This is a genomic window from Planktothricoides raciborskii GIHE-MW2 (genome assembly GCF_040564635.1).
Taxonomy (GTDB): domain Bacteria; phylum Cyanobacteriota; class Cyanobacteriia; order Cyanobacteriales; family Laspinemataceae; genus Planktothricoides; species Planktothricoides raciborskii.
In genome coordinates this window covers 1,174,513-1,197,970 of sequence record NZ_CP159837.1, presented here as the reverse complement: position 1 = coordinate 1,197,970, position 23,458 = coordinate 1,174,513, and the positions used below count along the sequence as shown (strand labels likewise).

21 protein-coding genes are annotated in these 23,458 nt (G+C 43.5%); 16 read left to right on the top strand and 5 right to left on the bottom strand.

Going from position 1 to position 23,458, the window contains the following annotated elements:
* Window positions 1–25: 25 nt before the first annotated feature.
* Complete coding sequence (locus ABWT76_RS04995; RefSeq protein ID WP_354635744.1) at window positions 26–169, bottom strand: hypothetical protein; 144 nt, start codon at window positions 167–169, stop codon at window positions 26–28.
* A 147-nt stretch (window positions 170–316) separates the two neighbouring features.
* Between ABWT76_RS04995 and ABWT76_RS04990 the strand changes: the two genes are divergently transcribed.
* The 4 genes from ABWT76_RS04990 to ABWT76_RS04975 all read left to right on the top strand — a co-directional run bounded on the left by ABWT76_RS04990 (window position 317) and on the right by ABWT76_RS04975 (window position 5,099).
* Window positions 317–1,390 carry a BMP family protein gene (locus tag ABWT76_RS04990; RefSeq protein WP_354635743.1) on the top strand — a complete coding sequence of 358 codons (1,074 nt, stop codon included), beginning with the start codon at window positions 317–319 and terminating at the stop codon, window positions 1,388–1,390.
* A gap of 165 nt (window positions 1,391–1,555) precedes the next feature.
* On the top strand, window positions 1,556–3,088 hold the full coding sequence (locus tag ABWT76_RS04985) for an ABC transporter ATP-binding protein (RefSeq protein ID WP_354635742.1): 1,533 nt from the start codon (window positions 1,556–1,558) through the stop codon (window positions 3,086–3,088).
* Window positions 3,085–4,164: an ABC transporter permease gene (locus ABWT76_RS04980; protein WP_354635741.1), complete on the top strand. Its 1,080-nt coding sequence runs from the start codon at window positions 3,085–3,087 to the stop codon at window positions 4,162–4,164. Before ABWT76_RS04985 ends, ABWT76_RS04980 begins: the two co-directional genes overlap by 4 nt.
* Before the next feature lie 5 nt (window positions 4,165–4,169).
* Window positions 4,170–5,099: an ABC transporter permease gene (locus tag ABWT76_RS04975; protein ID WP_354635740.1), complete on the top strand. Its 930-nt coding sequence runs from the start codon at window positions 4,170–4,172 to the stop codon at window positions 5,097–5,099.
* 148 nt (window positions 5,100–5,247) lie between these two features.
* Here ABWT76_RS04975 and ABWT76_RS30635 read toward each other — a convergent pair whose 3' ends face one another.
* Both ABWT76_RS30635 and ABWT76_RS04965 read right to left on the bottom strand, forming a co-directional pair.
* On the bottom strand, window positions 5,248–5,406 hold the full coding sequence (locus ABWT76_RS30635) for a hypothetical protein (protein WP_369817722.1): 159 nt from the start codon (window positions 5,404–5,406) through the stop codon (window positions 5,248–5,250).
* A gap of 914 nt (window positions 5,407–6,320) precedes the next feature.
* The gene (locus ABWT76_RS04965) at window positions 6,321–6,710 is read right to left on the bottom strand and encodes a hypothetical protein (RefSeq protein ID WP_354635703.1); all 390 of its coding nucleotides are present in this window, start codon (window positions 6,708–6,710) and stop codon (window positions 6,321–6,323) included.
* A gap of 373 nt (window positions 6,711–7,083) precedes the next feature.
* On the opposite strand from ABWT76_RS04965, the gene ABWT76_RS04960 reads away from it, so the two are divergent.
* Window positions 7,084–7,371, top strand: coding sequence for a hypothetical protein (locus ABWT76_RS04960; RefSeq protein WP_054468432.1), 288 nt, complete (start codon window positions 7,084–7,086; stop codon window positions 7,369–7,371).
* A gap of 172 nt (window positions 7,372–7,543) precedes the next feature.
* On the opposite strand, the gene ABWT76_RS04955 is transcribed toward ABWT76_RS04960, so the two are convergent.
* Window positions 7,544–7,699 carry a hypothetical protein gene (locus tag ABWT76_RS04955; protein ID WP_156331919.1) on the bottom strand — a complete coding sequence of 52 codons (156 nt, stop codon included), beginning with the start codon at window positions 7,697–7,699 and terminating at the stop codon, window positions 7,544–7,546.
* Between ABWT76_RS04955 and ABWT76_RS04950 the strand changes: the two genes are divergently transcribed.
* Window positions 7,691–7,912: a hypothetical protein gene (locus tag ABWT76_RS04950; protein WP_156331920.1), complete on the top strand. Its 222-nt coding sequence runs from the start codon at window positions 7,691–7,693 to the stop codon at window positions 7,910–7,912. The two genes, ABWT76_RS04955 and ABWT76_RS04950, sit on opposite strands and share 9 nt — an antisense overlap.
* A gap of 66 nt (window positions 7,913–7,978) precedes the next feature.
* Complete coding sequence (locus ABWT76_RS04945; RefSeq protein ID WP_054468439.1) at window positions 7,979–8,818, top strand: pentapeptide repeat-containing protein; 840 nt, start codon at window positions 7,979–7,981, stop codon at window positions 8,816–8,818.
* Between the two features lie 258 nt (window positions 8,819–9,076).
* Here ABWT76_RS04945 and ABWT76_RS04940 read toward each other — a convergent pair whose 3' ends face one another.
* The gene (locus ABWT76_RS04940; protein ID WP_354635739.1) at window positions 9,077–11,332 is read right to left on the bottom strand and encodes a Ycf66 family protein; all 2,256 of its coding nucleotides are present in this window, start codon (window positions 11,330–11,332) and stop codon (window positions 9,077–9,079) included.
* 294 nt (window positions 11,333–11,626) lie between these two features.
* Between ABWT76_RS04940 and gndA the strand changes: the two genes are divergently transcribed.
* The 9 genes from gndA to ABWT76_RS04895 all read left to right on the top strand — a co-directional run bounded on the left by gndA (window position 11,627) and on the right by ABWT76_RS04895 (window position 23,304).
* Complete coding sequence (gene gndA / locus ABWT76_RS04935) at window positions 11,627–13,039, top strand: NADP-dependent phosphogluconate dehydrogenase (protein WP_054468442.1); 1,413 nt, start codon at window positions 11,627–11,629, stop codon at window positions 13,037–13,039.
* Window positions 13,040–13,402: 363 nt separating this feature from the next.
* Window positions 13,403–14,074: a PEP-CTERM sorting domain-containing protein gene (locus ABWT76_RS04930; protein WP_054468445.1), complete on the top strand. Its 672-nt coding sequence runs from the start codon at window positions 13,403–13,405 to the stop codon at window positions 14,072–14,074.
* Window positions 14,075–14,880: 806 nt separating this feature from the next.
* Complete coding sequence (locus ABWT76_RS04925; RefSeq protein WP_054468447.1) at window positions 14,881–15,549, top strand: PEP-CTERM sorting domain-containing protein; 669 nt, start codon at window positions 14,881–14,883, stop codon at window positions 15,547–15,549.
* A gap of 265 nt (window positions 15,550–15,814) precedes the next feature.
* The gene (locus ABWT76_RS04920; RefSeq protein WP_354635738.1) at window positions 15,815–16,873 is read left to right on the top strand and encodes a M20/M25/M40 family metallo-hydrolase; all 1,059 of its coding nucleotides are present in this window, start codon (window positions 15,815–15,817) and stop codon (window positions 16,871–16,873) included.
* Window positions 16,874–17,955: 1,082 nt separating this feature from the next.
* Complete coding sequence (locus tag ABWT76_RS04915; RefSeq protein WP_054468455.1) at window positions 17,956–18,291, top strand: DUF2605 domain-containing protein; 336 nt, start codon at window positions 17,956–17,958, stop codon at window positions 18,289–18,291.
* A 159-nt stretch (window positions 18,292–18,450) separates the two neighbouring features.
* The gene (locus ABWT76_RS04910; protein ID WP_054468456.1) at window positions 18,451–18,777 is read left to right on the top strand and encodes a DUF2973 domain-containing protein; all 327 of its coding nucleotides are present in this window, start codon (window positions 18,451–18,453) and stop codon (window positions 18,775–18,777) included.
* A gap of 357 nt (window positions 18,778–19,134) precedes the next feature.
* On the top strand, window positions 19,135–20,571 hold the full coding sequence (locus ABWT76_RS04905) for a BCD family MFS transporter (RefSeq protein WP_054468460.1): 1,437 nt from the start codon (window positions 19,135–19,137) through the stop codon (window positions 20,569–20,571).
* A gap of 297 nt (window positions 20,572–20,868) precedes the next feature.
* Window positions 20,869–21,684, top strand: a complete 816-nt coding sequence (locus ABWT76_RS04900) for an inositol monophosphatase family protein (RefSeq protein WP_054468464.1) — start codon at window positions 20,869–20,871, stop codon at window positions 21,682–21,684.
* A 492-nt stretch (window positions 21,685–22,176) separates the two neighbouring features.
* Complete coding sequence (locus tag ABWT76_RS04895) at window positions 22,177–23,304, top strand: HetZ-related protein 2 (RefSeq protein WP_054468466.1); 1,128 nt, start codon at window positions 22,177–22,179, stop codon at window positions 23,302–23,304.
* The last annotated feature ends 154 nt before the right edge of the window (window positions 23,305–23,458 follow it).

Sequence of the window (23,458 nt, the reverse complement as noted above, 5' to 3'; positions counted from 1 at the left end):
CTTTACGGTAACATATTCAAAGCATTCAGACCGTAGGGGCAATTCCGTTGGCGGTGGTTGCCCCGGTTTTCCGTGGTTGTCCCGGACGGAATTCAGCAATTCCGTTGGCGGTGGTTGCTCCGGTCTTGTCCCGAATAAAGTAGAATGGGCAAGTCTGCTGTATTCGCACAGAAAATTATCGCATTATATAAGAAAACCAACCTCAGAATAGCTGATTTTGCGGAAAAATTTTAGATCGCCGAACTAATTTCGGCGATCGCTTGACGAATTATTTGTGCAAATACTATAAAATGACTAGATATCATCCAGAGAAAATATGAAACGAAATTTTAGCCGCCGGAAATTTTTGGTGTATGGTTCAGCGACTTTAGGGACTAGCTTATTACTGAAAGCTTGCAGTAGTAATCAAACTAGCACCGTTAGTGATAGTGGGGCAGGGTTTAAAATTGCGATCGCACTTCCTGGTCTAATCACCGATAAAGCTTGGAATCAGTCGGGATATGAAGGAATCAACCTAGCGAAACAAAAGTTAGGGGCAGAAGTGGCATATCTCGAACAAGTTGCCCAAACCGATCAAGCGGAAGTTTTAACCGACTTTGCCCGCAAGGGTTATAATGTGGTCTTTGCTCATGGGGGACAATTTGATGCATCTATAGAACAAGTTGCGCCCCAATTTCCCAATACATTTTTTGTCGGGGTTAATGGGAATAATCAAGGAGAAAATATTGCCTCTTTAAGAATCGATCACTTACAAGGGAGTTATTTATGTGGTCTGATTGGGGCGGCAATGACTAAATCAAATAAATTAGCCTATCTAGCAGGGCAAGAATTTCCGGCAACCCAGGAAGAATTGCGGGGATTTGAATTAGGCGCAAAATCCGTTAAACCGAATATTCAAGTAAGTTCCACCTTTGTGGGGGATTGGAATGATATTGTGAAGGCAAAACAAGCGGCACTGGCTTTAATTGCCGATGGTGCCGATGTAATTTATCAATGGTTAGATAGTTCTTCTCCCGCCGTTTTACAAGCCGCCAGCGATAAAGGAGTTTATGCTTTTGGGAATACAACAGATCAATTACAAGTTGCTCCCAAAGCCGTGTTAACCAGTATTATCAAACGCTTGGATGTGGCGATCGCCTATTTAGCAGAACTCGCTCAAAAAAAAGAACTCAAGGGACAGATATATAATATCGGTTTAGACAGAAAAGATATCTTATATTTAGGTCAATTTGGTTCCGCCGTACCCGAACCAATTAAACAAAATGCCTTGCAAATAGAACAAGCCATTTCTCAGCAAAAAATAATCTTTGAACCTTGTCAAGAAGCCGGAAAAGATACCCGTTGCGTGAAAAAAATAGATAAACCGCCTGGGGTTAAAACCCCAGGCTAATAGCCCAAGTCGGTTAAAACAGACTGTGGATTATTTTGAAATTGGTAATACCATTTACAAAAATTCATCCAACTTGGGCGCCACGTCTTTTTCGCCCAAATAAACCTTGGAATTGTCGTAGTAGTTTTTCAAATTGGTATAATTTTCTGGTAATGTAAAAAAATCATGGATTTACGCTTAGAAAATATTAGTAAACACTTTCATTCATTTATTGCCAACGATCGCATTAGTTTCCGGGTTGAAACGGGAAAAATTATGGCAATATTAGGGGAAAATGGAGCCGGTAAGACCACTTTAATGAATATTCTAAGTGGTCTATATCAACCGGATACGGGTACAATTTATCTAGACGATCGCCCCGTCAAAATTACATCACCCCACCAGGCAATTCAGTTAGGAATCGGCATGGTACATCAACATTTTATGCTGGTGCCTAACTTGACCGTTACGGAAAATATTATTTTAGGCACCGAAAATAGTTGGCGCTTAAATTGGTCGCAAAAACAACAAGAAATTTTTGCTTTAGCTCAAAGTTATGGCCTAGAAATTGAGCCAAATGCCCGCATCGAAAATTTACCTGTAGGGCAACAGCAAAGAGTCGAAATCCTAAAAGTATTATATCGCCAAGCAAAACTATTAATTTTTGATGAACCCACCGCCGTTTTAACCCCCAAGGAAGTCGCAGGATTTATTCATATCTTGCGACAATTAGCGGCGGCTGGGAAGACGATTATTTTTATTAGCCATAAATTAGAAGAAGTGATTAAACTTTGTGATAATGTCACCGTATTAAGACGAGGTAAAGTAGTCGCTACCAGAAGCACTCAAGAAGTCACTTCTCAGCAATTATCAGACTTGATGGTGGGACAAGGGGTAAGTTTAACAGTTAATAAAAAAGTTAATCAAAAAGTTAATCAACAAGTTAATCAACAAGTTAATCAACAAGTTAATCAATCTGTATACACAGCCGAACAAGTAATTTTATCCGTAGAAAAATTGCAAGTTTTAGATGATAGAAATATTCCCTCTCTTCGCAATATTTCCTTTGAATTACGGGCTGGAGAAATTTTAGGAATTGCGGGGGTAGATGGGAATGGACAAAGAGAATTGGCTGATGCGATCGCCGGTTTAAGAAGTATCCATCAGGGTAAAATTTCTTTCCCTGGTTCTTTGGTGCATCCGAAAATCGGCTATATTCCTGAAGACCGGCAAAAAATGGGGTTAATCTTGCCGTTTACCATTGCGGAAAACTTAATTTTAAAGAGCTTTAAAAATTCGCCGTTTTGCTGTAATTTATTATTGCAACCAAAGGCGATCAAACGCAATGCTCAAATGAGCATAGAAAAATTTAAAATTCGCGTTTCTGGAGAGAATGTAAAAGTTAGTCAACTATCAGGGGGAAATCAACAAAAAGTCGTATTAGCCAGAGAACTGGCAGAAGAACCAAATTTAATTATCGCCATGCAACCCACCAGGGGATTAGATGTTGGTGCAACCGCTACGGTTCACGAGGAGTTATTAGCCCAACGAGAACGGGGTGCCGCGATTTTGTATATTTCCACCGAGTTAGAAGAAGTGATGACGATGAGCGATCGCATAGCAGTTATTTATCGGGGAGAATTTGTGGATATTTTGGATGCAAATACCGCTACATTAGACAAGATTGGTTTATTGATGGGAGGAGCAAACATGACATGACGATCGCGAATAAACCCTTTCAATTAATTAGGCGAATTATTCGGCCAATTATTCGGCCAATTATATCACCGCTGATTGCGGTGATTTGCGCTCTGATTTTGGGTGGGATGCTGATTTTTTTTGCCGGAGCAAATCCCATCAGCGCCTACACCGCTTTATTTCAAGAATCCCTGACTACTTACTTTGGTTTTGGCAATACCCTCACCAAAATGACCCCCCTATTATTCACCAGTTTAGGGGTATTAATCGCCTTGCGTGCGGGACAATTTAATCTTGGGGGTGAGGGACAAATTTATTTTGGTGCTTTGGGTAGCACTTTAGTGGGTTTATATGTACAGGGAATTCCGGCGATAATTCATATTCCCTTAGCCCTAATTTCTGGCTTTATTTTTGGGGCATTTTGGGGTTGGATACCGGGTTATCTGAAAGCAGTAAAAGGAGTTAATGAAGTGATTACTACTTTATTACTCAATTACATTGCCATAAATTTAGTCAGTTACCTAGTCCAAAACCCTTTAAAAGCACCCGCTGCACCGAGTCCATATTCTCCATTAATTGCCAAAACCGCCAGATTACCGATTATTTTACCGGACAGTTTAGCCCATTTGGGTATTTTACTCGCTTTCATTACCGCAGCGGTTTTATGGATATTGTTGATGCGATCGCCTTTAGGATATCAAATTACTGCCGTTGGTTTTAATTCTACCGCCGCCCATTATGCCGGTATTTCGGTGAAAAATACCCTGATGATTGTGATGGCTTTAGCAGGTGGTTTAGCAGGGTTAGCGGGGGCTTCAGAAGTGATGGGATTAAAATATCGTTTATTTGAACAAATGTCCCCCGGTTACGGATTTGATGCGATCGCGATCGCTTTTTTAAGTCGTGGTAGTATTAGCGGTGTTGTGTTGGCTTCTTTATTTTTTGCCGCTTTGCGTAGTGGGGCGAATATTATCCAAAGAAGTGCCGGAGTCCCGATTACAATTGTGTATATTATTGAGGGATTAACCGTACTATTTATTGCGATCGCTTTGGCGGTAGAAAAACGATGGTTAAATGGTTTAAATAATGACAATTAACTATAATGATTAATTATAATGATTATTTGATTTCTAGCGTTGATTTAGCCGTCCCTTTAGCATTTGCCGCCCTGGGGGGAATGTACTCGGAACGGTCGGGAGTTCTGAATATTGCCCTGGAAGGTTTGTTATTAACCGGCGCTTTTTCTAGCGCGATCGCTACCTTTTACACCGGCAATCCTTATGTAGGAATTGTCTTTGCATTAATCGGCGGCGGATTAGTGGGTTTACTTCACGCTTTCTTATCGGTGACTTTAGCAGTCAATCAGTTAGTATCAGGATTAGGAATTAATCTACTAGCGGCGGGATTAACCTCATTTTTCGCCCGCCTAATATTTAATGGTAATAGCACGCAAAGATTACCCGGAATTGAGGCGATTGCCATCCCTGGACTGGCAAAAATCCCACTCCTAGGCGCTATTTTATTCCAACAGAATATTCTGGTTTATTTGCTAGTTATTTTAGTAGCTTTTAGTCTCTATTTTTTATTTCATACCAGCCTTGGCTTAACCTTGCGATCGGTGGGTGAATATCCCCAAGCTGCGGCAACTGCGGGAATTTCCGTTGCCTGGGTGCGCTATGGTGCAGTGATAGTCAGTGGATGTTTAGCGAGTTTAGGAGGGGCTTATCTTACCTTGGTACAAATTAATTTTTTTACCGAAGGAATGAGTGCCGGAAAAGGATTTATTGCCCTAGCAGCGCTAATTTTTGGTCGGTGGCATCCTTTAGGGATTATTGGGGCTTGTTTCTTATTTGGGGCGACGGAAGCTTTACAGTTAAGAATTCAAGCATTTGGGGCAAATATTCCCTATCAATTTTTAGTCATGTCACCCTACATTCTGGCTTTATTTGCCTTACTAGGATTAGCCGGAAAAGCCCTGCCTCCGAAAAGTCTGGGCATCCCTTATTCCCTCGAAAATAGTCACGATGAATAGACAAGAGTGCTTTTATTCTAAAAAGCCCCCCTTAAAAAGGGGGGTTGGGGGGATCGATGCGTTATCACTTTTGGTTTAAGTTTTGCTACCGACAAAAAACCCGGTTTTTTTGGTCAAACCGGGTTGCGGGAATCCCTCAAAAAGATTCCTAGGATTGCGGGTGAAATCTGGCTAACAACTCTTCTCGATTCAGTTGCATAATCAGTTGAGTTATTTCCAGGGCAGATAGTTGAATTAACGGATCAATAATTTGGGATAACTCCCGCTCGATTGTGCCAAAATTCACTTGAAGCATGGTTTCAACCATCAGCCTTTGCCCTTGTTGAATTCCTTGTTGAATTCCTTGTTAAATTCATTGTTAAATTTATTGTTCAAATCCTTGTTGGGTAGCGATTTATAGTCGCTGCAAATACAGGGGCGATAGTTCCATAATTAACTCCCGATATTCTCGATCCAAATCTTGACGTGCGTCTAAAATTGTTTTTAAGTTATAAAGCAATTCTAGCGCCGCCAATCGATATCAATTATCTTCCGGCAATTCTCAATTCGGGGATATAATTGGTAAATTATAAAACGCCACTTTAAACAGCAGTGGCGTTTTATGCTTAATCCTAATCAGACAATTCCTTCAGCAATTCCGAGTAAATCATCGCAGCCACCTTTCGCATAGTTGCACCACGAGCGGCATACAATGCTTTCCCGCTAAGTTTTTGCAAGGAACCATCAGGCAGTAATTGATAAGCACGGTTCAGCCAATACTCAAGAATTCGGCGAATAGTGTTTCAACAAACTTTTTGTTGAAACACCATTCTCTTTGAGTGACATTTCAAATTTATTATTAACGTACAGCCACATTATCGATCGCGCCATTCCTGACCCTTTTGCCTTGGACTTTGAATTGACAGTAGCGCCTGATTTTCGGACAACTTCCCCCAGCCCTAAAGCTTGTCGGAAGCGTCGCTGCGATTTTTTTTAGTCAGATGCTTCGGATTTTTTTTCTCTTGCCCCATTGTGTAATCAATGATTGGTTTTCCGTTTTCCAAGTATTTATACCAATTTCAAAAATTATTGCTACGATTTCGAGGTTAATTTGGGCGCCAGCCCCGGCGCCCCTACCGATGCCAAATTAATAACAGATATTGTAGGGGCAAGGCGTCCAAGCGCCCCAAATGAGTGCATCTTTGGTAATTAAAAATAGTATAATTATCAGGACGCTGAAATTCAATCTCCGTGTTTGCCGGAATATTTAACGAAAACCAAATTTCGTCCTGAACAGTAGTAGTCGAGGCAGACCGAGATTTTATCATCAGTTATTGGTAAAACAGTGCCATCAAATTTTAGTAAAAGTTCTTTATCCCCAATTCCGGCCTCGGTTGTTACCCACAACAAGGGAAAAATATCTAGCTGATGATCTGGGAAATATTTGAAAATTGGGAAAGTTTTTCGGTAAAAAGTTCCCTCAGCCGTTCGCTCCCAAAGCTGAAGCCGATAATGAGCGATCGACTCAGCATAAGCTCTTAACTGAGCTTGGCCAGCGGCTTGATATTGCAGGGTGGAGACGGCGGCAGAAACGGAGGAATAGCAGGGTTCTCGACCTCTGGTTTTAAGCAAAAGTTAACAACAAACTCTCGTCCGGTTCCCTTGATAAGACTGCAATAGTTTTCCCCCGTATATTCAGAAGTTAAATTCTTTACGACACTCCAGTTTTTTTTCGCCATTTTATTTATGACTCATAACTAATTCTTAACCTTTGTAACGATTTATTTTAACCACGATAAAACTTAATCATTCTTTTACAGATTTCATTGCTCTGCTGAAGGCGGATAAACCGTCGGCTGGGGATTAATCCCCACCTACCCTTTTATATTACCAGTTTTGCTTAAAATCTTGATTGCTTTAACCTCTTTTTTTCTAGGAAAAGTTTGATGATTGTCGGTTTTCGCAGCTTAGGCTAAGTTGAATTCCTAAACAAAAAGGTTAATTTATGGGAGATAAAAATATTTATTTTACGATTAGCAAACGCTCCTACAATCAAGCTGTAAAAACTTGGATTGAGCTAGATTATGCAGGCCGTATTAACGGCAATTGGGTTGATTGGCTGTTAGACGCGACGACTTTTGGCTTAGGAAGTCTTTCGGACGATTCTTCCATTGAAAAAGCACAAGTCGTCAATCAACTTGCTGTGGATTGTGTCGAGGACGGTTTTGAATCTATTGATTGTTATTTTGATGCACGAATACGCGGAGAACATTATGCTTTTTTGTCTGGGTAATTTGAGGTAATTTTATGCTAATTAACATTGGATTGTTAAAAAAATTAATTGGTTTTTAAAAATTTTAATTGGCATTTTTACGCATTTTTAACCATTTTACAATTTTAGCATGGCTTAAGATTGGAAAAATTTAAGCCATGCTAAAATGAATTTTTATTTTAATAAAATTTAATTAAATATATTCAAGGGTGCGTTCGCTTCGGCGTTGCGGATGCAACATCGCCATCAGGTGAGCGCGATCGCCACTTGGCCTAGTACCGTTTACTTTTAAGAGTAGCAACAACCAGGGACACAAGCCTTTTTTGAGAGCATTAAAAACTTGTATCAAACTCTAAACGTGCCAATTTTAGGCACCCCGGAAGAGTTTATGTATGAAAAATCCCTGTTCTTTAATTCAGTTTATCATTTAAGCGATCGGCGTCGAAAACAACGCACCCGTCAGATTATGGATTTTTTTTCACGGTCAAGAGTTCCTGGCATCCCCGGCACCTCTGACAATTTAGTACGGATTACCACCAAGGTAGCTGAAATAGTCCATTGAAGGCGATAAATTATAACAATAGACCATTAAATTTAGACCGATTCTATAGTCAGAGGGTAATGTTAGATGGATGTCAATGAACTAAGCGAAAGATATCAAGCAGGGGAAAGAGATTTTCGCAACTTGGATCTGGTAATGGCTCACTTACAGGGAATCAACCTTAGTGAGGCTAACTTAAGGAATTGTGATTTAAGGGAGGCAAACCTCACAGGGGCGATTTTAACAGGGGTAAATCTGCGAGAAGCAAATCTCTCTGGAGCCAAATTAACTGCGGTAGACCTGCGTCAAGCCAACCTAATTGCCGCGAATCTCAGTAGAGCCAACTTAAGTGAAGCTAACTTAAGTGCGGTTAACCTGAGTCGAGCCAATGTGGAGCGAGCGACGTTAGAAAAAGTGAATCTTCAACACTGCATTGCTAGTGAAACGCGCTTTCGGTTGTCTAATCTTAGTGGCAGCAATTGTCGTAATGCTAACCTCAGTCGAGCGATTTTAATGGATGCTGACCTATCTGGATCGTCATTAGAATCCGCTAACCTAAGTATTGCTATCATTACAGGTGCGAATTTGACCAAAGCTAATCTGACCAATGCTATTCTCAATGGGGTTAATTTGACGAATGCAATTCTCGTTGAGGCGGATTTGACTAGAGCAAATTTGAGTGGTTCTAATCTGAGTAAAGCCAATTTGAGTAAAGCACAACTTAGAAGCACCAATATTAGTTGGACTTCGATGCGAGGCGCGAACTTAGAAGGCTGTAGTCTCTATCGAGCGAATCTTAGTTGGTCGAATTTGACTGAAGCAAATCTGAGTCAGGCTATTTTAATTGATACTAATCTTTATCAAGCGAATTTAAGGGATACTCAGATGATTAAAACGGTGATGCCCGATGGAATTGTGAACATATAAGCGGCCATAACTGGTCATAACTAGCGATGATTAGAGATTATTAACGATGTTGCATCCGCAACGCTTCGCGATCGCACCTTCCCCCGGATCTAACGCAGATAAAATCAGCTTTTTTCTGTATATTAGACCTCTGGAAAAATCTAAAAAGCCCCCCTTTTTAAGGGGGGTTGGGGGGATCCACCATCCCGGAATGAAAGCCAGAATTGTCTAATATTCGCTGTCACTATTGGACTTTGGTTCTGACTTTGGTTCTGACTTTCATTCTGACTTGGGTTCTGAAGAGTCTTTTTGCTTTTGGTTAGAGGAAGATAGATCCGTTTCTTCTGGTTTGTTTAGGTCAGAAGATGCGGCAGTGTTTTCCACAGTTGTTTCCGCAGTTGTTTCTGTGGAAACTGTCCCCTCTTCTCCTGGGGTATTTTCAGCGGATATTGCATCCGCAACGCTTCGCGATGTTGCATCCGCAACGCTTCGTGAATGCAGATTCTCCTCATCCTCCGAGGGTTCTACTTGATTCTCCTCTGTCAGAACCTCGGTTTCTAACACCGTGGTCACTGCCGCTGCATCAACCGTTAACGCATCATCCTGAATTTCCGTGATTTCTTCGGAGGTTTCAGAATTAACTGGATTTTGAACCTCTACCACCACTTCCGCAGCTTCGGAAGTCATTGGCAAGTCTTCCACTTCCAGCACCACTTCGGCAGATTCGGGGTTATTTGGCAATTCTTCCACTTCCAGCACCACTTCAGCGATCTCCGTATTTTCTGGAGACTTTTGGCTTTCTGTCACCACTGGCGAAATTCGATTTACAGTCGTGGCTTCTATTTCAGATTCTGGGGTGAAATCGTCCGTTGAATCATAACTTGTCACCTCTGTTGCGGCAACTTCTGGTAATGGGTCTGATAATGAGTCAGATTCAGTTTCCGTGACCTTCGGTTCGGCACTTTCAACGGTTGTGGCAACTGATTCTAAAGTGTCTGGACGTGCAGTTTTTGGTTCCAGATCGGGTGTTTCAACGGTTGTTTCAAGCGCTGTTTCAACGGCTGTTTCAACGGTTGCCGCTGATTCTATTTGAGATGCGTTCGCCCCTATTTCCGGGGTGTCATCTTTGCCCTCCGACTCTTTAAGATCCGTAAGATCCGGTTGAACTAGGGGTGTTTGGTCTGGTTTATCTTGCTTATCCTTTTTCCCTTTGCCAAATAGTCCTGGAATCGTACCGAATAAACCGGCGATCGGTGCCAGAATTTTGCTCGTGACACCACCGCTAGATTTGTCAGTTTTGGCTTTGGTTTTGGCTTCGGTTTTGGCTTCAGTTTTGGCTTTGGTTTTGGCTTCGGTTTTGGCTTTGGTTTTGGCTTCGGTTTTGGCTTTTGCCCCTAGTTTTTCTTTAGCGGTTTTGCCTTTAGATTTCTTGGGACTCTTCCCAGCGATCGCCTCTGACTTATCGCGATCGGACTTATCCTGCCGATCCTCAGTCTTAGTTTCCGTTTTCGACTCGGTTTTCGACTCGGTTTCTCGATCCACTGCCACTAAATTATCGGCGGAAACAGGAGAAACTGGGGAAACTGCGGACTCGGTGATTGCCGCTTCCGTCCCAGACCCTAAACTATCTTCTCCCACAGCAGGGGAAGATACGGGAGGATTCTCAATGTCCCACTCTGGGTCAAAGTCCACATCTTCTTTGTCCCAATCTTCTTTTGCTTCAGTCTGGCGATCGGTGATTTCTTCTACATTTGCCACGGCGTTCGTTTCTGCGGCATCAGCTTGACTTTCCTGCGGTGCTTCAGAGACAACAGGTTGAGCGACAGGTTGAGCGATCGCAATTTCTTCCGTTGATTCTGGTTTAGTCTCATTAGTTTCTTCCAGAGTCGCAACGGTTGTTTCAGTTGCGGCAACAGTGCTTTCCGTTGCGGTGTCCGCCTGACTTGCGATTGGAGTCTCTGGAGTAACCTCGACGACTTCAGGAGCAGCAGTTGGCTCCACCGTAGACTCTGAAAGCAAGGTTTCCGGGGTTTCTGCGGCGATTTTCTGGTCTGGTTTGCTGTCTTTCTTGCTGTCTTTCTTGCTGTCTTTCTTGCTATCTTTCTTGGCTTTAGTCTTAGTTTTCTCCGGTTGTAGCGTTTCCCCTGGGGACTTGCCTTTAAATAAGGTCGTAAAACTTCCGGTCAGTTTGGATAAAACGTTGGCGGGTTTTTGCTCTAAGTCCCGATCCGTCTTTTGATCCGTTGTTTGAACTTTGCTGGGGACTTGAGTGCGTTGTCGGGCTGGGGTGACTTCCCAACGCAAACGCATACTTTGCCAGCCAAACCAGACTAAAAGGGCGACACTAGCAGTCTGACCCAGAAGCACTGCGCCGGTAATTCTTCCAGCACAGAACCATAACACCAAGGCATAGAAAAGGCCAATGCCACTCCAGAATATATCTCCTTTACGATGGACTTCTGGAAAAAAGAAAGCAGCCATGTAGATCGCGAAGCTACCGATAACGACTGCTAAAGCTAAGATATATGCCAGCATTTTTGCGCTCCTTTCAATGGTACTGTGCTACGAAGACTCGGCGGTGTGTCCTCTCAGTGGTCAATTTTACCGTTCAGACCCCGTTCTCGATCGCGCTTTTTCCCAGAATTATTTTGATTGCCCTCTTTCTGAGGTTTTGTCCGAGAGTCTGTTATGTCAGCGATCGCTGATAAAACCCCTTTGATTCTAGGGCGATCGCCAAGTCTTAATATCTTTTTCCATTACAACCTACAGGCGATCGGGCTACTCTGATTTCTTAGAGTTCATCAAAAGAAACATCAGAATCATCACATTATGACGAAACAGAAATTTGGTGTCATTGGTTTAGCCGTCATGGGTGAAAACCTCGCCCTGAACGTGGAACGCAATGGCTTTCCCGTAGCCGTATATAACCGGACAGCGGAAAAAACCGATGCTTTTATGACCAACCGCGCTGGTGGTAAGCAAGTCAAAGCCACCTACTCATTAGAAGAATTTGTCGAGTCCCTGGAACGTCCTCGGCGGATTTTGATTATGGTCAAAGCCGGTAAACCCGTAGATGCGGTCATTGACCAACTCAAACCCTTACTAGACCCCGGAGACATGATTATCGACGGCGGTAACTCTCTCTATGAAGATACCGATCGCCGAGTAGCATACTTAGAATCCACCGGACTCCGCTATATCGGTATGGGAGTTTCCGGGGGCGAAGAAGGCGCACTCAATGGCCCCAGTTTAATGCCCGGAGGCACCAAAGAAGCTTACGACGAAATAGAAGCGATCGTCACCAAAATTGCCGCCCAAGTCGATGATGGCCCTTGTGTCACCTACATTGGGCCCAAAGGAGCCGGTCACTACGTCAAAATGGTGCATAACGGCATTGAATACGGCGATATGCAATTAATTGCCGAAGCCTACGACCTCCTCAAAAACGCCTTGGGACTCGACCACAATCAACTCCATGAAGTATTTGCCGAATGGAACACCACCGACGAACTCAACTCATACTTAATTGAAATCACCGCTGACATATTCAAACAAATCGATCCAGAAACCAACAAACCTTTAGTCGAACTAATTGTCGATGCCGCCGGACAAAAAGGCACCGGACGCTGGACCGTGGTTAGTTCCTTAGAATTAGGCGTAGCCATTCCCACCATCGGTGCAGCGGTCAACGCCCGCATCATGTCTTCTAGCAAAGAAGAACGCATAGCCGCCAGCAAAGAACTCACCGGCCCAACCGCTAAATTTGACGGAGATGTCAAAGCGTTTATCAGCAAAATTCGCGATGCCCTATACTGCTCAAAAATTTGCTCTTATGCTCAAGGCATGGCCTTATTAAGTATGGCATCTCAAGAATTTGGCTACGATTTAGACTTAGGTGAAATTGCCCGAATTTGGAAAGGTGGCTGTATTATTCGCGCTGGATTTTTGAATAAAATTAAAAAAGCCTTCAGCGATAATCCTAGCCTACCCAATTTACTCTTAGCCCCAGAATTCAAACAAACAATTCTCGACCGACAACAAGCATGGCGAGAAGTCTTAATTCTGGCCAATACCCTAGGAATTCCCGTGCCTGCTTTTAGTGCATCATTAGATTACTTTGATAGTTACCGTCGTGCCAGTTTGCCCCAAAACTTGACCCAAGCCCAGCGAGATTATTTCGGTGCCCATACTTATCAACGAATTGATCAAGAAGGCAGTTTCCACACCGAATGGGGTAAATAGGGTAAATAAGGTAAATAATTAGAGTTAATAATTGCCCGGACTATTGCCTTGTCCGGGCAATTCCTGGCAATTATTAATTATAGCAATTGTCATAGTTATGAAGTACAAAAAAAACCTGTCATTCCCGCGCGGGAATCCAGAAAACCTCTGTACTTCATTCGGACAATAACCGCTATAATGATGAAGTCACAACCAGTGCCTTGCCCTAAACCCGCAATAATTTGTGGGGGAAATTTAAAGATTTGGTAAAGTTACTCCGCATATATAGCGGTTACTGCCTAGATCCGACTAGAATTGTGCGTAATAACACGGAGGATTCCTCTGAATCACAGCAGTAGAACATCACAGAAGCGAGAAAATACGATGAAAACTTTACCATCTCTAGATTTAAGAACCAGCTTAATCGCCGCCAGTGTCACCGTCGCCACTGTGGTAAGCGTTGCCCCAGCCCAAGCGATTCAACTATCCGGTAGCATGGGACTGTCCGGAAACCTGAACATTACTAATACTAGCAACGGTTTTATCTGGAATTTTTCGCAAAATGTCCTCAACGATAAATTCGGTGATTTCCTAGGCGTCTCATTTGCGGACAATTCTAAACCGCAAATCAGTACCCTGGAATTTAGCTGTATATCCGCACCAAGTATGTTTGGTGTGTCGATGAAGTCTTGCACCACCGACCCGATCGCCTCATTCATCGACTTCGGTATGCAAACGATTAAGGGAGTCACCGCCAATCTCAGCTTTAACCTAGATGCCGCTAATTACATGAGTTGGGGAAATAACTTCTTTAACACCACATCTGCCGCCCCTGCTATTACTGGTTCATTAATGTTTAATGGTACAACTCTTGCGGTGGGCAATTTTGCTGGTGGTAAAACCGGAAACTCGTCAACTTATCAGATGACTTTGGCGGCAGTACCAACAACTATCCCAGAACCCTCCACCACTCTGGGAATTGGTTTGACCGTAGGTTTGGCTGGCTTACTGCGACGTAAAAACTCTGCCTCAAAAAACAACAATACACCGGCTTAATGCTGTATTAGTGCTGTATTAGTGCTGTAGTATTGCTGTATTTACCAGGGAAATTCTCCGTTGACAAACAAACAATTAACTCCGAGGAAACTTCCTCTCGATCGCCGAAGCCGAATCAGAGTTTTTTCCTCGGTAATTTTCCATCTTCACAGGGGTGGTGGGTCATACTCACCACCCCTGTTTATGTTTCGGCGGCAGTCCTGAGTGGCCGATGAATTAGACAAATTCTGCGATCGCTTACAGCACTTGTCAGAGTTATGAAGTGCAAAAAAAACCTGTCATTCCCGGCGATGGCGGCCTGCCCCCGCGCCGCCATCGCCGGGAATCCAGAAAACCTCTGTACTTCATCGGGATAATAACCGCTATAAGCAAATTTTGTCACCGTCAATTTTAATTATTTTTGTTGGCAATTTTTTACTTTAAAGATGATCTAATTTGCGTAGATTTGCGGATTGGAGCATCCCGTAAATTCTCTCCCGACAAAAATATCCGCAATCCGTAAAAATCCTGAAATAAAATATCCGTATTTTTACGGATTACGGTATTTTTTATCATAGCTTCTAAGTGAAAGAAGCGGGTTACTTAGATAGTTTTTTAAAGGTAATATGAAGCGCCAAGGAAGGTTAAACGAGAAAATCCTGAAAACTCGTTGGCGAATTTTAAAGCTTTCGTAAAGTTACGCAAAAGCTATTGCCTCTCCCAAAAAGCTCCGAGTATATTCGTAAGTAATCACACAGAGAGCAATTCTTCAAGTCTCTGAGATAGATATAAATAAAAATTCTCACGAATATACCAGGAGTACAGCCATGAAAACTTTATCTTCTTTAGGTCTAGGAACCAGTTTAATCGCCGCTACCGTCACCGCCGCCACCGTCGTAGCAGTCGCCCCAGCCCAAGCCGCCAGTCTAGATGTTGGTCTACATGGTAGTGTTGGCTTATCCGGAGACTTGGACATTAATGATACTGCCAATGGCTTTACTTGGAAATTTTCTGAGAATGTAGTTAATGATAAATTCGATGATTTTGCTGGACTATCATTTCCTGCGGACGGTTCTCTGCCTCAAATCAATGATTTGGCATTCACTTGTGGAATCGGAAACCCTACTCTTTGCACCACCGATCCTGTCACCCCATTCATTAGCTTTGGTACGCAAAGCATTAAGGGAGAAATAGCCGAGCTAACCTTTAATTTAGATGAAACTCAGTTCATTAGCTGGGAAGCCTTCGGCACTGGCACTACAGTTTCCTTCCCCTATTTGACTGGTGCGTTTAAGTTTAATGGTACTACCTTAGCTAAGGGTCAACTGTCGGGCGGCTACACAAATTGGGGTTCAAATCAAAGTTCAACTTATCAAATGACTTTAGCAACAGATGTACCGGAACCTTTGACTATTATGGGTAGTGGTTTAGCCTTGGGATTTGGTGGCTTATTCCAACGCAATGCCAGCAAGCGCAAAAATCAAAAATCTGCTTAATTCCTAACCGATAATGACGGGAAAGTCTCCGCTTAGGTTAGTGTGTCCAGTCGTATTCAGCAGGGACTTCCCGCAATTTAATATCAGGTAGCATGATTATATTTAACTTTGATCGATGCCCCCGTATTTTAAGTTTTTCACTTAATAATACGGGGTATTTTAGTTTGAGCGATCGCCCAAGATCGGCAAAACTCTGCCTAGGAAAAGTCACTCATGCTACTGTAAAAATATTCACAGATTCTACGGGGCTGCCCATTGACTATCGATGATAAATAAGATTCAGCAATTTATCGGGTTTGTGTTGTTGATGATTTTGGTAGCGGGAATGACGATCGCCCCCAGTCACAGAAACCGGGCTTCTTCTCCCCCGGCAACTATTCCCACCCCTGAACTTGTGTCCGAATTTTCACCCATCAAGACGGAGGAAGCCCCAAAACCACCGGAAACATTGTCACCGATTGATTTTCCTACGATATCTTCTAAGAGAATCTTCACCGACTTAGAGAACTTGGCTTTTGAGCGTTATTCTGAATCACAACGAGAACAAGCCCGTCAATATATTATCGATCAGCTAGAAGCAGCGGGATGGGAAACCCAGCAGCAAGAGTTTGAGGAGGGAATTAACCTCTATGGCGATCGCCCCGGAACAGACCCCGACGCTGGGACGATTTTAGTGGCTGCCCATTATGATACGGTGGCATTTTCTCCCGGCGCCGATGATAATGCCACGGGAGTGGCTACGGTTTTAGAAATTGCTCGGTTATTAAAAAATAGAGAAACGGCGCGATCGCTGCGAGTGGCTTTCTTTGACAAAGAAGAAAGTGGGCTTTGGGGCAGTTTGGCTTTTGCGGGCAATGAGCAACTCCGCGCTAACTTAAAAGGGGTAATTATCGCTGACATGATTGGCTATGCTTGCCATATTCCCGGATGTCAAAGCTATCCTGTGAATATCCCGGTTACTCCCCCTAGCAACAAAGGGGATTTTATTGTGGTGATTGGGGATGCGGAAAATTTACCCTTACTGAATACCTTCAATTCTGTAAAAACTGACGCGATCGCCAGTAAAAACATTCACACCAGCCCAGTTTTAACCATACCCATTCCGTTAAAAGGTGTTTTAACCCCAGATACCTTGCGTAGTGACCATGCACCTTTCTGGTATCAAGGGATTGGGGCGGTCTTGGTGACGGATACGGCCAACCTTCGCAATCCCCATTATCATCAGCCCACGGATGTGGTGGAAAATATTGATCGCGAGTTCTTTCTTGGTTCGGCGCAACTAATTCTCAACAGCACTACTACTTTATTAGAAAGTCACCGTTAGAAACCGCTTTTAGCAACTGCCTTTAGAAACCGTAGAGGCGCGTTCCGCATTTCTGAGGGCAAGGGAAATTGTCTTTTATTCCCGATGCTTTCTGACTCAAGAAGACAGCCTACTCCCCACTCCCTACTACCTACTTCCTACTGCCTATTATCTGTTAAAAATTTTCCCATCTCAAATTGATCCCTTCCTAAGTAGAAGCAGTAAAGATAATCTAATGATAACGATTAGTTACATTCCCGGATTCCCCCTCAGCTTCACCCAGGCAATGATCTCTGTCACAAGGCTTAGTGAGAATGATCATTGGGGATTAAGGATTAAATTTACTTAATATTTCCCGCCAATCAAAGATAATCTAAATATAGAGAAACTTCCAGAAAAATCTCGCATCTTAGGCAAATGATAGTTTACGTTAATTTTTATAAACAAACCATCTCAGAAATCTTTTATCAGATCTGGCAAACAAAACAAATCAGCGCCCGCCATCGATGGGGATTAATGTCTGCTCTCATGCAAGATTCTCTGAGCGAGGATGAGCGGGATGCCATTGACCGACTGTTGCACGCCGTTCGGCGCGGGTGGCTGCAAGTTGAGGATGAAGCTTGATTTCCCCCGTGGATTCATCGATTGATATCTCCTAGTTGGCTGGGTTCCTCCGTGAACGGCGAAAGTCCAGGTTTACACTTGAATAATCTAACCAGATCCGCGATCTCTGATTCAAGGCGATCGCGGATCTCTTTAATTTACTTTAATTAATTGATTTAATACCGTTTCCAATTAAAAATGCAACAGTAGAATAGCGGGGCGACTACTTAGGGGAGGATGGGCAAAGCATTCCGGTATATAGGTTAATATTTTGAGCGGATACGATCTGCCGGAATGCTTTGCCCCTACTGTTGGATGAATTTTTGTAACTGCTATAATAACAAGTTGCTGACTATTTACATTATATCAACCCTCTAAATATTAAAAAATTAGAAAAAATTATGAGACTAACTAGGCGGTTAGCTTAAAATCAGCCCACTAATGTTAAAATTTGTAAACTAAGTTAATATTAATTCCATAGACTAGGACTTTTTTAACCTATGACCCCCCCGAATCCAGGCGAATCAGAATTACTCAAAAACCTACTAGAACCGTTACTAGAGGACTTCCACTATTGGTTTGGGCGATCGCGGACTTTGCTCGAAACTGAGAAAATTGACTTTCTCGGTGCAGAAAAACAGGCGGATATGCTATCACGAGTGCAAGCAGCATCAGAAGAAGTCAAGATTGCCAAGCAGCTTTTTCTTTTAACCAATGGTCAAGCGGGAGTGCAAATGCAGGTACTCATGCCCTGGCATCAACTCCTAACGGAGTGCTGGCAAGTCAGCATTCGTTTTCGTCAAGAACAAGCGGCACAACAGCAATCAGAACAATAGGTTCAATACAATAGGTTGAAGAAAAAGCGATTTTAACCGAAAATTAAGATTAGAGTTTCGCTACATAAAAGCCCAGGGTTAGCAAAAAGCAGCTTGGCGGCGATCGCAAATCCAATTGCTCACCTGATTAAACATCAAATACACTGGAGGATAAACCCGATGCTACACCTACTTTATATTCTTGCGTTTACCGGCCTAGCAATTCTGGCAGTAGGTAATTTAGTCCGCAGTCTGATTACATTAAGTGCTGAATCACAGAGAAGCTACTCCCCGACCAATTGGAACCAAAATTCTCCCTTGTCTCCCGTTGCCTCCCCCCGGTCTCGACGAGTGCCTCACCCAGAATTTTTAGACGATCAAGGGAATCTAGTGAATGAACCCTTGTTAGTAATGAAATCAATGACGGTAGAAGATGCCCGTCAGAAATTAGATGAGCTTTATAATTCTTCTCCAAGTGGCAACAGTGAACCCAAGGAACAAGCCTAGTTGGTTTAATCATAAAAACTGCCAAAATTAAGACTTGAGAATCATCACTCAGGTCTTAATTTTTTGAGAGATTCAGAACACTAGAATCCCCGGTAATTACTGATGGATTGTTATCAATTGTGATTGGCGATGAATTGCCAATCAACCAGAATCATCGGGATTTAACCGCCCATGAGTACACGATTGATTCCCGATTAATTATTTACATCAAAGATGAAAATCCCATATAGGGTAGAGTATAACTAAGTCTAAATTATATATTTGTGTATATATATTTGGATATATTTGTATCAGCCCTGAACGAGAAAAAGGTATCTTAAATAAAAATCTAGAGGACAATTAATCACCCCTGAAACGATGAAAACAAATCAGTTATCTGAACCACAACCGGACGCCCCAATAATGAATGAAACACTGCCACCAATTAATCTATTCACTATGTTCCGTCTGGGGACATTTCAGATGGGACTAGGAATGATGACCCTATTAACCTTGGGTGTGATTAATCGCGTAATGATTGATGAACTGAAAGTCCCGGCCTTAATTACCGCCGGGGCGATCGCCATGCATCAGTTTGTCGCCCCTGCCAGAGTATGGTTTGGTCAAATGTCCGATGCCAAACCCATGATGGGGATGCACCGGACTGCATATGTTTGGCTCGGTGCATTATTATTTACCAGTCTCTCATTTGTGGCCTTGCAAGTGGTTTGGCAACTCGGTGATACTGTAGCGCTCAACGGCTGGACTCCCGCCAGCTATCCTTGGGCTGTGATACTCGCGGCGATCTTTGCCCTCTACGGATTAGCCCTGAGTATGAGTTCCACTCCTTTTGCCGCTTTACTGGTGGATATTTCTGATGATGATAACCGTTCCAAGCTGGTCAGTATTGTTTGGTCAATGCTCATGGTGGGGATTATTATTGGGGCAATTGTCAGTAGTGGTTTACTCAAGCAAATCGCTTTAGATGCCCCGATCGCGGAATTAAAAGCTTCGATTAACCGACTCTTTATCATTATTCCAGCGATCGTATTTTCCTTAGCCATCATTGCTACTTTTGGCGTAGAAAAAAAGTATTCTCGCTACGCCATCCGTTCTACGGTTGCCAACCGGGAAGATCAAATTACCTTCGGCAAAGCCTTAAAGATTTTAACCGCCAACCGCCAAACCGGGATATTTTTCTGCTTCGTCTTAATAATGACGATTAGTTTATTTATGCAAGATGCTATTCTCGAACCTTATGGTGGCCAAGTCTTCAAAATGGAAATTGCCCAAACCACTCGCCTGAATGCATTTTTGGGCATGGGTACTTTAATGGGAATTGGGTCTACTGGTTTTTTGATTGTGCCGCGCTTGGGCAAACAAAAGACAGCTAAATATGGCTGTATCGGTGCGGCAGTTTGCTCTGGATTATTTATTATGGCCGGATTTGTCGGTCAACCGGGAATGCTCATGGGTGTCTTAGTTTTATTTGGTTTACTATCAGGCATCCTTACCGCTGGAGTCTTAAGCTTAATGTTAGATTTGACAGCAGCGGAAACAGCAGGTACATTTATTGGCGCATGGGGATTAGCTCAAGCAATTGCCAGAGGACTTTCGACGGTGTTGGGCGGTGCCATTCTGGATGCGGGTCGAAATCTATTCACCGAACCAGTTCTGGCTTACGGCACGGTGTTTGCCACCCAAGCAGTTGGGATGCTCTTGTCAATTATCTTGCTGAACCAGGTGAATATCCAAGAGTTTCGCGATAATGCAAGGGCAACGATTATGACGATCATCGAAGGGGAACTAGACTAAAGCCACTGCGCTTCCCCGCCCCTCGCCCCCCGCCCCCCGTCCCCCGTCCCCCGTCCCCCGTCTTCACGGGGGCAGGCTTCCCCCGTCTGCACGGGGGGCTGGCTGCATGGGGGCAGGCTTGGGGTGCCCCCAAGTAGAGCAACTGGCGCCAAGTGGCGTATTGTTTGGCCATCTCTAATGGGTTTAATGTGGATGATCTGGCTGAGAAATCCACTGCGATAAACTGACTGTTTACACAGATTGCATTACATTTTGCATCACCTACAAGCATTACATTTGACCATTGACCACTGACTAATGAAAGATTTTTGGGATCAAGTCTTAAATTTTGCCAAGACCACCTGTAACAAAGTGGGCAGTGAACTGCTTGCGGATTTTGGCCAGGTTCAGCCTTCGGAAAAGAAAGATGGGAGTTTAATTACCCAATCAGATAAATGGGCTGATGAAGAATTGTGCAAGGCGATCGCATTTCATTTTCCCGATCATGGGATTTTGAGCGAGGAAAGCCAGCGGATATTCCCTAATTCCGAATGGTGTTGGGTCGTCGATCCGCTTGATGGCACCACCAACTTTGCCCGTGGCATTCCCCTGTGGGGGATTTCTTTGGGATTACTTTATCGTGGCATTCCCGTGTTTGGTTACATCTATATGCCCCCATTGGGAACTTCTTTTCATGGCTTTTGGTATGGCCAAACAGATCTAAAAGGGCCTAGGGGTGCGTTTCGCAATAATCGCCCGATCGAAACTTGCGCTGATGAACCGACTCACAATCACTTTTTTAATTTTTGTTCTCGCAGTATTCCGATAGTCCAGCATCCTTTTCCCTGCAAAATTCGCTTATTAGGCGTCGCGAGTTACAATTTTCTCTGCGTGGCCGCCGGTTCAACTATTGGCGGAGTCGAAGCAACCCCCAAAGTTTGGGATATTTGTGGGGCTTATCCAATTGTCCAAGCGGCAGGAGGAGTGTGGCAACCTTTGGATAATGCCCAGATTTTTCCCCTGAAACCGGGTCACGATTATAGCGATCGCAATTTTCCGACATTAGTTGTGGCTAAACCAGAATTAGTGCGAATTTTTCAACCCTTTGTCCCATGGGCAAAATTTAACCCCTGAAGGCTGTTTTTCTTGACAATTAATTGGACTTACACCGCTCTCAGATTTAAACCAAAAATAAATCTGGGAGCGAGAGTAGCAGTAAAACTCAGTCAGCTTCTAGGGTTTGATGAGTAAGTCCTCTGTTGATTAAAACCAAGTTTTTTCGCCGGAAAATTATCAATTTCTATTCATCGCCATTTATCCTACCATTATCCTACCAAATTCGACGCAATTAACCCCTGATTGATGGTTTATCCCATACCTGACGGATCTACAATTCGGTATTCAAAGGGTATAAAAAAATTCCGGATCGGGATTTTGAGGGGTATCCGTTGCCAGCTTCCCATCATTTTCAAATCTTTTCAAACCATTTTGAATTTGATCGCCACTACATCTGACTTATGCGCTAATTACGCTATTGATTGCGTGTTTGCCGCAACCGACAAGGAAAAATATATGAGAGATTAGAATCAGCAGAGCTTGGACTGGTGAGGAAGGAGTGCAATCGGTATGATATTGGTTGAAGAAAAGCTGACACAAGATTGGCGATCGCGCCTGTTGCGGGAGGCTCCAGAATATCAAAGCAGTTATGATGGGATGATCCGCTGGCTGTTAGGCGAAAACCCAGAACGGCTGAATCACTTGAACGATCAAGAGCTTTTGGTGATTTCTCAGGGGATGGATTACCGCTGGAGAATTTTACAACAGCGTTATTTGGGCGTACCCATGACCCAAGGGTATAACCAGTTAATTCGTCGCTTGGCCAGTTTATTTTTAGTTCGCAATAAGATCCGCACTTGGGTGGCTTTGAGTCGCGATCGCCAGCGCACGGTGGTAGACGTGATCCAAGAAGTTGTCCAAGAACTTTGTCAGCGCGATCGCTATATGCAAAAACAAGTAACCTGGATCGGTCAATGCACGGAAGATTCCCGGTTACGCAATGCCTTATTACTGGCAAGCCTCGAAGAATATTGTCTGCGTCCAGTCCGCAACCAGCCCCTCTTGACCTATCGCTTTTTTAACTATCTGCGCCAGTCGGGACGCGCTGGACTCACCCATGTACCCGATACCGAGTTAATTCGCTTAGTCTCCCAAGAGATTACCACCGATGACAGTGATGACCCTGTAAGCCTCCTGGATGAACAAGCGATCGCCCAATATGAAGATCGACAAGCCTGGGAAGAACAACAGCGTCTGCGTCAAGCGGTCTGTGAAGAATTTGCCGATTATTTAGCCAAAAAAGTCGATCCGATGGCGGCTAAATGGCTGCATCTGTATTTGCAAGGTCGTTCCCAAGAGGCGATCGCCCAAGAACTCAACCTGCCGATCAAACAAATTTATCGTTTACGGGAAAAAATCAGCTACCATGCCATGCGGATTTTTAGCCTGAAAATTCAACCAGAGTTAGTCACCAACTGGCTGCAAACCTCTCTAACCGAACATAGCCTGGGTTTGACCCCAACTCAATGGCAGAAATATCTAGATAGTCTCACCCCGATCCAACGGCAGGTCTTATCCCAGTTAAAAGCCGGTCAACCCATCAAGGCGATCGCGACTTCTTTACATCTAAAAACTTCTCAAGTATTGACCGAATGGACTCAACTGTATTTAACCGCCCAATCCGTAAGAAATTCCTGATCGGGAAAATTGGTTCTTGATACACTAAGTAAACCCGATCACTTTTTATGGGATGCGGGTACATCCATGTCCGATTCCTGATGAATCCAGGATCGGAACCCTGTTCCAAACCTCGCTGATTCTCCTGACGTGGCGATCGTAGGCGTGAGACTTA